The sequence below is a fragment of the Natronospira sp. genome, assembly GCF_007134575.1.
Taxonomy (GTDB): domain Bacteria; phylum Pseudomonadota; class Gammaproteobacteria; order Natronospirales; family Natronospiraceae; genus Natronospira; species Natronospira elongata.
Window position 1 is genome coordinate 1 of the sequence record NZ_SLKM01000116.1, and the last position, 10919, is coordinate 10919.

10 protein-coding genes are annotated in these 10919 nt (G+C 61.5%); 2 read left to right on the top strand and 8 right to left on the bottom strand.

From position 1 onward, the window contains the following. Positions 1–805 (top strand): IS110 family transposase (locus ACJWXQ_RS04550; RefSeq protein WP_406672260.1); only part of this gene is annotated, 805 nt, incomplete at its 5' end. A 365-nt stretch (positions 806–1170) separates the two neighbouring features. Here ACJWXQ_RS04550 and ACJWXQ_RS04555 read toward each other — a convergent pair. Further along, a complete protein-coding gene (locus ACJWXQ_RS04555; RefSeq protein ID WP_346051534.1) occupies positions 1171–1773 on the bottom strand; it encodes a DUF502 domain-containing protein in 603 nt (200 codons plus the stop codon). 68 nt (positions 1774–1841) lie between these two features. On the opposite strand from ACJWXQ_RS04555, the gene ACJWXQ_RS04560 reads away from it, so the two are divergent. Further along, entirely contained in the window at positions 1842–3281 is a 1440-nt protein-coding gene (locus ACJWXQ_RS04560; protein ID WP_406672261.1) for a cryptochrome/photolyase family protein, read from the top strand. A 758-nt stretch (positions 3282–4039) separates the two neighbouring features. On the opposite strand, the gene ACJWXQ_RS04565 is transcribed toward ACJWXQ_RS04560, so the two are convergent. The 7 genes from ACJWXQ_RS04565 to ACJWXQ_RS04595 form a co-directional block, all read right to left on the bottom strand. After that, positions 4040–4999, bottom strand: coding sequence for a D-2-hydroxyacid dehydrogenase (locus ACJWXQ_RS04565; RefSeq protein ID WP_406672262.1), 960 nt, complete (start codon positions 4997–4999; stop codon positions 4040–4042). A 41-nt stretch (positions 5000–5040) separates the two neighbouring features. Further along, a complete protein-coding gene (locus ACJWXQ_RS04570; RefSeq protein ID WP_406672263.1) occupies positions 5041–6132 on the bottom strand; it encodes an EAL domain-containing protein in 1092 nt (363 codons plus the stop codon). Positions 6133–6196: 64 nt separating this feature from the next. Continuing rightward, on the bottom strand, positions 6197–6664 hold the full coding sequence (locus tag ACJWXQ_RS04575; RefSeq protein ID WP_346050792.1) for a protease complex subunit PrcB family protein: 468 nt from the start codon (positions 6662–6664) through the stop codon (positions 6197–6199). A 76-nt stretch (positions 6665–6740) separates the two neighbouring features. Then, positions 6741–9452 (bottom strand): phosphoenolpyruvate carboxylase, encoded by a 2712-nt coding sequence (gene ppc / locus ACJWXQ_RS04580; protein WP_346050791.1) that lies wholly within the window; start codon positions 9450–9452, stop codon positions 6741–6743. Then, positions 9452–9919, bottom strand: coding sequence for a TspO/MBR family protein (locus ACJWXQ_RS04585; protein WP_346050790.1), 468 nt, complete (start codon positions 9917–9919; stop codon positions 9452–9454). The genes ppc and ACJWXQ_RS04585 overlap by 1 nt, the downstream gene beginning before the upstream one ends. A gap of 5 nt (positions 9920–9924) precedes the next feature. After that, positions 9925–10569 (bottom strand): fumarylacetoacetate hydrolase family protein, encoded by a 645-nt coding sequence (locus ACJWXQ_RS04590; RefSeq protein WP_346050789.1) that lies wholly within the window; start codon positions 10567–10569, stop codon positions 9925–9927. Then, positions 10566–10919: beta-eliminating lyase-related protein (locus tag ACJWXQ_RS04595; RefSeq protein WP_406672264.1), on the bottom strand; the 354-nt coding region annotated here is incomplete at its 5' end. The genes ACJWXQ_RS04595 and ACJWXQ_RS04590, both read right to left, overlap by 4 nt.

A 10919-nucleotide genomic window follows, 5' to 3' on the forward strand; every position in this document is an offset into this window, starting at 1 on the left:
GCCAGTGGAGAGCGCCCTTGCTGCCGAGGCTACCAGCACCTACCACCTGGAATTGGTGGAAATGGCCCATGCCATGGGCCATACGGTCTATCTTGTAGACGGATTTCGGCTCCACAATTACCGCAAAAGCGTCGGCGGACGGGCCAAGACCGACCGCACGGATGCCGAATTGCTGGTCCGCTACCTCAAGAACGAGGGCGAGGATCTGCGGCCCTGGAGCCCGCCTCCCAAGGCCTATCGCGCCATCCAGCAGCTGCTAGGCCGCCGGGCGACCTTGGTCTCAGCTCGGATCGCGCTCCAACAAAGCTTCGGAAACATGAAAGGCCTGGGGACCAGTCTCAAAGCAGTGATTCGCCAGATTGAGCGCTTGGATCAGCTGATCAGAAAGCGGCTCAAGGCGGCTCTGAAAGAGCATGGCTGGGCAGAGGATTATCGGCGGTGCATCCAGGTCGAAGGCATCGGTGAGCTGACTGCCAGCGCCCTTGTGACCACCTTTCGCCGGGGCACATTTCGAAGCTCGGATGCCTTTATCGCCTTTCTCGGACTGGATGTCCGGGCACGAGACTCAGGCGTCTCCAAGGGAAGACGAAAGCTCACCAAGCAGGGCAATCCCGAGCTCCGGCGTTTGCTACACAATGCCGCCATGGCAGCGCGGAACAGCCCCACTTGGCGGCCCGTCTACGAGCGCTATCTTGAGCGCGGCCTGAAAACCACCCAAGCCTTGGTCGCGCTCGCCCGGAAGCTGGCCAGAGTCGCTTTCGCACTCATGAAAAATCAGACTCAGTACCAGCCAAAATGCGCTTGAGGGGGTTGCGGTGAGACATAGAATCTCCCACGGTGCCTATAGCCTATGCCGGAGCCGCTGTGGGAGCGGCTTTAGCCGCGATCGCACCAGCCGAATCGAAGCCAATCTGCTCGGATATCAGAATACGCCTCCAGCATGCACGGCCAAGGTATCCTCCATCTAGAGTGGGTCCAGGTCCCGGTGGCCTTGCTCAAGGCTGTGGGAGCCAGGGTGAGGCATGACTGATGGTCCGGTGGACCATCGCAGTTTGCCGAACGCCCGCACAGGGATGTGCGGGCTGGACCGGAACATCACCGGTCACCGGCGCCGGAGGGCCCTACACTCACTAAGGCCCATAGCCATTAGCTCACCAGGGTCACAAGCCGTCACCCAAGATCATCCTTCTTGACCGACATCCCTGCCGTCAGCGCCATCCGCATGGCATCTTCCATGGACATGTCCACCGCGCGAACACGGGAGCGGGGAAGGAAAAAAGTGTAGCCACCGACCTGATAGCTCATGGGCATGTAAACCGCGATGCGATCTTCGCCGCCCACGCCATCCGGCAGGCCGTCAAAATCCTCACGGGTCACAAAGCCCAGCAACTCCACTTCAGGGTCAGGCCCGGGCCGCACCATGACGACCTTGTCAAAACTGTTTTTCTTGTCGCTGGTTACAAACTGGACCAGGTCCCTGAAGGCACCGTAAACGGTCTTGAGCAAGGGAATGCGGTCCATGATCGCGCCGCCAAAACCAAACAGTCGTCGGACGGGTTCGGTCCGGGTCAGCAGGCCGACCGCGAAGACAAGACCAATGGCCAGGACCACTCCCGTACCCGGGATGTAGTATTCATCCGGCAGGACCATCCGCACCAGGCTGCCCAGCCCGCGCTCGGCACTGAACAGCAGCCACAAGGCCAACCACAAGGTAACCACGGCCGGCAGCAAGGCGGCGAGACCCGCCAGAAATATGCGCCCCAGTTCACGCATGCACGATCTCCCTAATGAGTGCTCAACTTCGTGCTACGGTAGCAGATTCAGCCCAACGACGATGGAATATGAAAACCGTACTGTTCTGGTTCCGCCGCGACCTGAGACTGAGTGACAACCCGGCATTGCGTGCTGCATTGAATGCCGCCGACAGGGTGGTGCCGGTCTATATCCATTCTCCGCACGAGGAAGGTGACTGGGGCCCTGGCGGTGCCAGCCGCTGGTGGCTGATGAAAAGCCTGGCCAGGCTGGACCGACGCCTGTGGGATCACGATAGCCGACTGATCATTCGCCAGGGCGATGCCCTGGATTGTCTGCACTCACTGCTGGCGAGCACGGCCGCGGAGGCGGTATTCTGGAATCGACTTTACGAGCCCGCGGTAGTGGAGAGGGATCGAAAGATCAAGGAGTGGCTGAAGCAGCAGGGCTACCATGCGGAAAGCCACAACGGTGCCCTCCTCGTCGAGCCCTGGGAGCTGCGCACGGGCAAGGGTGAGCCATACCGGGTTTTCACGCCCTTCTGGCGGGCCCTGTCCAAACGCGATGAACCGGACAGCCCCTTGCAGAAGCCACGTACTCTGCGTCCTACCGCACAGTGGCCATCTTCACTGGCTCTCGATGAATTAAAGCTACTGTCGGGAATCGGCTGGGAAGACAAACTGGAAACACACTGGCAGCCGGGAGAAGCAGGTGCCGGTGATGCCATGGATCGTTTTCTTGATCAGGCACTGGTCGATTACAAGACCGCTCGCGATTTGCCGGACGTGAGCGGCACCTCGCGGCTATCGCCCCATCTGCACTTTGGTGAAATCAGTCCCCGCCAGGCATGGCACCGGGTGCGTTCGCGCATGGCCGGCCAGGCGGCAGTGGAGGAAGGGGGCTGGACCTGGCTGCGTGAACTGGGCTGGCGGGAGTTTGCCCATCATGTCTTGTTCGAGTTTCCCCACACGCCGGATCAGCCCCTGTATTCCCGCTGGCAGGATTTCCCATGGCGCAAAAACCATGAGGCCTTTGTGCTTGCCTGGCAGCGCGGCGAGACCGGTTATCCCATCGTTGACGCAGGCATGAGAGAGCTGTGGGAAACCGGCTACATGCATAACCGGGTGCGGATGATAGCCGCCTCCGTCCTGGTGAAGAACATCCGTGCACCCTGGCTGTCGGGGGCAAAGTGGTTCTGGGATACGCTGGTGGATGCGGATCTGGCCAACAACACCATGGGTTGGCAATGGTCGGCTGGCTGCGGTGCTGATGCGGCGCCGTATTTTCGTATCTTCAATCCTTTCACCCAGAGCCGGCGCTTTGACCCGGAGGGACGATATCTTCGCCGCTGGCTGCCGGAGTTGAGCAAGCTTCCCGACCGGGACCTGCATGCCCCCCATGAAGCCGCCGACGGCATCCTTCACCATGCCGGCCTGCGACTGGACCGAGACTATCCCCGGCCCATCGTCGACTACAAAAGCTCCCGCGAGGAGGCACTGGCGGCTGCCCGGGCGGTGGCTTCATCGTGAGTAGAGGGTCGTTTGGCGGTTGGAGGGTCGGCAGCGACAGAGTTCGGTTCTTTTAGGGAACCTCTGATCTGCGTCAGACCCTGCGATGACGGTGACGGGTTGCGTTCCGGCCTATGTGCCGACAGGACTTTCCAAGGACGCTGTGAATACATCCCTGTACGCTCTGGGTTCGGCCGGGAGGCTGCGTATTCCTGCTCCGCCTCCCGGTCCAGCCCGCACATCCCTGTGCGGGCGTTCGGCAAGCTGCGATGGTCCACTGGACCATCGGTCTTGCCTCACCCTGCCTCACACAGCCTTGGAAAGCCCTGTCGGCACATAGGCCTGCCTTTCGTAAAAGGTCACCTAGGCTGTGCTAGGGTCTAGCTTGGTTCAGTCCTATATCTTGGTGCCATCCGAAGAGTTTTTTCGCGAATAAATTCGCTCCCACGATGGCTTTGCGGTATGCCGAAGTCGCCGTTGGTGCGGCTTTCGGGCGTGATTAAGGCGGGTCGAATCGGTGGCAATCTGCACAAAGGCCAGAATACGCCATCAACCAGCTCGGCTCAGGTGACTTCCACCCAAGGTAGCCCGTGCTAATGGAAAGTTTGGTTAAGTCTTATCTTTTGGTGCCAGCCGGAGACTCTTGATCGCGGCAGGAATGCCGCTCCCACGGTGCCATTAGCGCACACCGAAGCCACCGTGGGAGCGGCTTTAGCCGCGATTAAAAGCCTCCAGATGGCACCAAGGCAAACGAAGCCACCAGAACAGCAAAAGAAAAATCAAACCACGCGATTACGTTCCTCACCCGTCTTGAAGGCACGCACATTCATGGCCATTTCATCCAAGGCACGTTGACGAGCTTCGACGGTGGCCCAGGCGATATGCGGGGTTAGCACCAGGTTGGGGACATCCTCGTCGAGCAAGGGGTTGCCATCCACCGGAGGCTCCTGGCTGAGCACATCCACCCCCGCGCCGGCGATCTCACCCTGGCGGAGGGCATCGGCCAGTGCCTGTTCATCGACAACTGCACCGCGGGCGGTATTGATCAGAATGGCATGGGCAGGCATGCGCTTGAGGGCATCGGCATTGATCAGATGACGGGTGTCCTCGCTCAGCGGGCAGTGCAGGCTAAGCACATCGGATTGCTCCAGCACCTGCTCAACCGGCAGCCGACCCTCACGAATCTCACCTTTCCAACCCGGCCTTTCGGCGATCAGTATCTCCATGCCGAAGGCCTCTCCCAGGCGGGCCACCCCGCCGCCAAGCTCACCGTAGCCAATAATACCCAGAGTGCGGCCAGACAGCTCGCGGATAGGGTAATCGAGCATGGTGAAATGGGGTGATCGGCTCCAATCACCACCGCGCATTCGGTCGCGATAATCGTCGAGGCGCTGATTCAGGGTAAGGATCAAGGAAAATACATGCTGGGCCACAGCGGCCGTACAGTAACCGGCGATGTTGCAGACCGCGATGCCCCGCTCCCTGGCCGCATCTGTATCCACATTGTCGAAGCCCGTGGCCGCCAGACAGATCAGCTTGAGATTGGGGGCAGCATCCATCAATGCCGCAGTCACCTTGACCTTGTTGGTCAGCAGGCACTCCACCTCCGCGATCCGCGCCGGTATTTGTTCCGGGGCACTGACCGGGTAGATCTCCAGGGGATTGAGCACGGCCTCGAGCTCCGTGGTCAAGACATCGTTGTTGCTGACGGTATCGAAATCCAGGAATACGCCTTTCACTAAAGTCTCTCCGCTTACTCAGAAAATCGCGAATGGCCTGATCAAACGCCAGCCCCGCTGGGCAGCTTCGGGGTTTGCGGCGGGGCATCGGGCCGGCAGAGGAGAAAACCCTGGGCGAAATCCACCCCCTGGCTGGCGAGGAAATCCCATTCCGACCGCGTTTCAACACCCTCGGCCACCGTTTTGACGTCCAGCTCCCTGGCCATCTCAACCAGCTTGCTGAACACGGTCTGGCGATATCGGTCGCCATCGATACCACTGACCAGTTCCCGATCAAACTTGATGTAGTTCGGCCGTAGCGAGGAGAGGAGGTTCAGGGAAGCGTAACCGGCACCCAGGTCATCAAGGGCCACACCAAAACCCGCATCACGATAGAACTGAAGGATTGATTTAAGGTGTTTGCTATCGGAGATTTCCTCGCTCTCGATCACTTCAAACACCAGTCGGGACGGTTCGATGCCGGCATCGTGGATTGCCCGAACGGTGGTCTGGAGACAGAAATTCGGGTCATAAATGGCCGTGGGATTGAAATTGATGAAGATCTTGCCAGGCAAGTCATGGCTGACAGCATCCCGGATCGCGGTCAGCCGGGCGGCACGATCCAGGTGGAAGGTCAGCTCCACCCGGCTGGCGGCCTGGAATATCTCGAAGGGGGGGATGGTTTTTCCGTCGTCCCCGCGAGCCCGAAGCAGGCATTCATGGGCATGAATGTTGGCCGGATTGGCCATGGAAACGATGGGATGAAAATGGGCAAACAGCCTGTCGGACTCCATCAAGTCCACCAGCCAGCAACCGGATTCACGACCCAGCAATACCGACAGGGACCGGGCCTGAAGCAAGTCGCCAAGCCCGGGGGTCTTGTTTCCGGCAACAAACAGGGCATGGCTCTGCTTCTGTTCCGGCTCGCCGAGGCGTTCTTCCAGTTGGCCCAGCAGGCGAGAAAGATCGCCGTCACCGAGGGCGATACCCTGAATGCCGCCGTCCATTTCCTCGATACTCAGGCCCAGGGCCTTGCTGGCCTCCCGCAGCTTGCGACGGGTATGGGGAACGGGAGGCGCCAGATAGAGGCGCCCGCTACTTCGGGGCAAGGGTTCAACGACTTCACAGGCTGAACAACGAGCCTTTGACTCCATGTGCAATCAGCTCCCAAGCTAACAATCGTGGCATCAACGCCGCCCTGGCTGGAATTGGCCAAAATCAGCAATCCACTGTTTCCTGGTTGACTTCGAAATCCACCGCACCTTCGACCCGTGGCAGGCGAACCAAATGGAAGGGCTGAGTAAATGCCTGGGTCACCATGCAATTGCGACCCGGCGCCTCCATGCGGACCCGCACCTTCAGACCCTCTTCGTTGCGCTCGGCACTGCGCACGCGAACGGTATATCCGCCCGTGCGACGCTCGCCCATGAAGGCGGCGATCACCATGAACTGCTCGAAATCCACCGCCGGCGGCTCACCGCGTTGGCCAGCCTGCCGCCAGATCCCCTCAAAAGCCTCGGCGTCACGGATAACCGTCATGCTCTCGCTGGACACACGGCTCTGGGTGCCTCTTGCCAGCTCTTCCAACTCCAGTTGCTCTCCCACTTCAACCTCCGCACGTTCACCGCCAGCGCAGGCGGTCAGTGGCAGCATAACGGCCATAAAAATCAGTTTATGCCAGGACATGGTCTAGACCCTCAATACAATGGAAACCCGGTTCACCCGATTCTGACACACTTGGTGACCACTATTCAGACATTCTCTAGCCGGTGTTTTGCAAACCCTGAGCGATGCCGTTGACCGAGGCAATCAGGGCATGCAGCAGGGCATCATCCTCACGCCCGCCTTCACGCCAGCGGCGGAGCAGATCCACCTGAAGGATACTCATGGGATCCACATAGGGGTTTCGCAGGCGAATGGCCCGAGCCAGCACCGGATCATCTTCCAGCAGCTCATCCCGGCCTTTCACGCTCAAAAGACCTTCTATGGTGGCCTTATGTTCCTCACGGATACGGTCGAACAGTCCATGGCGGGCCGGATCCACCAGGACCATGTAACGGGCGGCAATATCCATGTCCGACTTGGCCAGCACCATCTCCACATCGGACAGCAGGGCGCGCAGGAAGGGCCAGTCCCGAGCTGCCGTAAGGAGTGCTTCCTCCCCGTGGGCCTCCCGGGCCGCGCGCAGGCCGGCCCCCAGGCCGTACCAGCCGGGCAAGAGCGCCCGGGATTGGGTCCAGGCGAAGACCCAGGGGATGGCGCGCAGGTCCTGGATGCCCTGGCCACTGCGTCGGCTGGCCGGGCGCGAGCCCATGGCCATGCGTTGGATCACATCAATGGGGGTGGCCTCGCGGAAAAAATCCTCGAACGCGGGCGTCTCGTAAACCAACTCCCGGAAGGCACTGCGGCTGGCGGTCGCCAGCGTCTCCATCAATTCGCTTTGCTCGGGGCTCGCCGCCACTGCCTGGCCGGGCATGCTGGCGCGCAAGACGCTGCCCACGCTCTGCTCCAGGGTGCGCATGGCAATGGAACGCAGGCCGTACTTGGCGCTGATGACTTCGCCCTGTTCGGTCACCCGCAAGCGCCCGCGCACGCTGCCGGCCGGTGCCGCGAGCACCGCCTGGGGCACCTTGCCGCCACCACGACTGGTACTGCCGCCGCGTCCATGAAATATCCTTGGCTGCACTCGGCCTGCCTCGGCGGCCGCCACGATTCGTGCCTGGGCCTTCTGGACCGCCCAGCGGGAAGCAGCAATGCCGGATTCCTTATTGCTGTCGGAATAGCCCACCATCACTTCCTGGGCCGCATCACGAGCGGCCAGATGGCTGGCGTAGAGGGGTTCGTCGAATACCTGGCGCAGGATGTCCGGTCCGTTCTCCAGGTCGGGGACGGTTTCCAGCAGGGGCACGATATCCAGCGGCACCTGGCCGTCGGCATCGCCCAGACCGGCAATCCGAGCCAGCAACAGCACGGCCACCAGATCTTCCGGGCCCTGGGCCATGCTGATGATATAGGTGCCGATGGCCTCGGGGCCAAAGCGGCGGCGACATTCGCCGATGGCCCGGAAGACATCCAGGGTCGGATCCAGGGTCTCGCCCGCCGGGGTCTCACCGTCGATACCGGCCTCCAGCAGACCTCGCATGCGCTCAAGCCGCTCCTCGGGGCTTCGATTCATCCATTCCGGGTCCTGCAGATACTCGCCGATTGCCTGGCGATGGACCTCGGAATCCTGGCGGATATCCAGGGCGGCCATGTGGAAACCGAAGGTGGTGGCCCGCCGATAGAGTCGGCGGACGGAGAAACGACCGGCATGCTCACCCCGATTCTCACCCAGGCTGTCGGTGATACAGACAATATCGTCCACGAATTCCGAAGGTGACTGATAGGCGGCCTCGCCATCCGTCGCGGTGGCGGCAAGCCGCGCCTGCATCATGCGGATCATCACCCGGTAGGGCATGCTGCGGTGACGGGCCGGCAGTGCGTCCACCACATCGGGAAAATCCCGCTGATACTGTTCCAGCCGCATGCGCAGGGCCTCGGTGACACCGATGCGGGAGAGTGACTGGCTCAGGCGGCGGTAAAGCGCATCCAGTTCCCCCTGATAGGCGCGCAATACCAATTGGCGGTGCTCGGCCAGGGTTTCGCGAATGGTGGTGGCATTGACGTTGGGGTTGCCATCCATGTCACCGCCGACCCAGCTGCCGAAACGGACCAGGGGCGGCAACCGCTCGGGCAGTTCCGCCTCCGGCCAGACGGCAGTCAGCGCTTCTTCCATGGCTTCATAGAAAGGCGGAATCACCCGATAGAGGACATCGGTGAAATAGAACAGCACATGTTCCAGCTCGTCGGCCACTGAAGGCCGTTGACTGGGATGCTCCTCGGTCTGCCAGGCCGCAGTGATTTCCATGCGAATCCGCTCACGGGCGGCGCGATCCTCTCGCGGGGTCATGTCCGGATCCATGCGGCTGACCAGGAGACGGGCCATGCGCTGCTGCTTCTCCAGCAAGGAACGGCGCATGGATTCGGTGGGATGGGCAGTAAAGACCGGAACGAATTGCACCCTGTCCAGGGCCTGGATGATCTGGTCCCGGCTGATCCCGGCGGCCTGGAGCTTCTCAAGGCTGTCCCGCAATCCATCCGGCTGAGGCAGGTCTTCCCGTTCATAATCCCGCCGGCGGCGGATGCGATGCACTCGTTCGGCCAGGTTCACGGTCTGGAAATAGGTGGAAAAGGCACGAGTCAGGGCCGCAGCGTCTGCCGCCGACAGGCCTTCCATGGCCTCGGCCAGGCTTTCCGCGGCAATACGATGGCCCTCACGCCGGCGGATGGCATTGCGTCGGGCCGTTTCCACCCGCTCATAGAGATCAATACCGCCCTGCTCCCGGAGCATGGCACCCACCAGGGCGCCCAGCTCACTGACATCATCGCGCAGGGGCTGATCCTTGGGGGCAAACTGGATATCGCGTCTGGCCATCAGTTCAGAATCCATAAGGTAAAGTTCAACACCGAGGCGAAGGCCACCCACAGCCAATAGGGCAACAGCAGCCAGATGGAGAGTCGGTCTTCGCGATGAAATAGCATGATCGTCAGGCTAATGGCTGCCAGCAGCAAGAGAATATGCCCGAAGGCCACCCCGGGCATCTGCAGTCCGAAAAAGATCGCTGACCAAAGGGCGTTGAGCACCAACTGGAAGATGAACACGCCCAATGCCAGGCGGGCCGCAGCAAAACCCCGTCGCCACCACACCCGCCAGGCGGCCACCGCCATCATGGTGTACAGCAGGGTCCAGACCGGACCAAAGACCCAGCCTGGCGGATTCCAGGCCGGCTTTTGCAGCGCCGCATACCATTCGCCCGGCGGAAACAGACCGCCGAAAGCGGCGGCGGCGAAACAGAGCAACAGCCAACCCAGCAGCCCTGCCAGTCCCTTGATGGAAGTCATGGTGCTTACTCCAGTTGCCAGCTTGCCTGGTAGCGTTCGAAACCCAGTGGTGATCCCGGCAGGCCCTGCAGTTCTATTTCATCGCCGGCCTCAAGCGGGCCAACGCCGGCCGGGGTGCCGGTGAGCAGCACGTCACCGGCGCGGACAGCCCAATAGCATGATAAGGCGGAAAGCAGTTCTGGGGGCGAAAAAATCATGTCCCCAGCATCGCCCCGTTGCCGTTCTTCGCCATTGATTTTGGTGACAAAGGACAGCTCCTGGAAATGGCCGAGAACATGATCGTCTACTGGCAGGAATGGCCCCAGCAGACAGCTTCCGTCAAAGGCCTTGGCCACGTCCCAGGGCAGGCGACCCTGTTTGAGGCGGGCCTGCTCATCCCGCAGGGTCAGATCAACCGCAAGGCCGAGGCCGACAATGGGCCGCTCAAGTTCGCCGCTGAGCAAGAGGGCGATCTCGCCTTCATAGTCCACCCGCCCCAGGCCAACGGGCAAAGAAGCCGGGCCGGGAGCACGGCAGGCGCTGCCGGGCTTGAGGAATATCACCGGTTGCTGTGGACGCTCGGCGCCCATCTCCCGGGCATGATCGGCATAGTTGCGACCGACGCAGAAGATGCGGCTGGCATCAGTGACCGCAGGGTCTTGCCCGCTCATGCCGATCCCTTCGCCACGGGTGAGAGGGCCTCGCCAAACGCCGAGAGGGTGGCCTCGATGGCGGCATCATCCACGTCGAGATGGGTGACCAGACGCAGGGTGGTGGCGGGATTGACGATCACCCCTCGCTGCTTGAGTCGGGCAGCGAGTGTCGGGCCATCAACATCGGCAGGGGTGACAAAAATCATATTGGTGCCACTGCGCTCGATCCTGAGCCCGGCCCCCAGGGCCTCCAGCCCGTCGGCCAAGCGCTCGGCGCGGTGATGATCTTCGGCAAGGCGGTCCACATGGCGCTCCAGGGCAACAATGCCGGCAGCCGCAATGATCCCGGCCTGGCGCATGCCACCGCC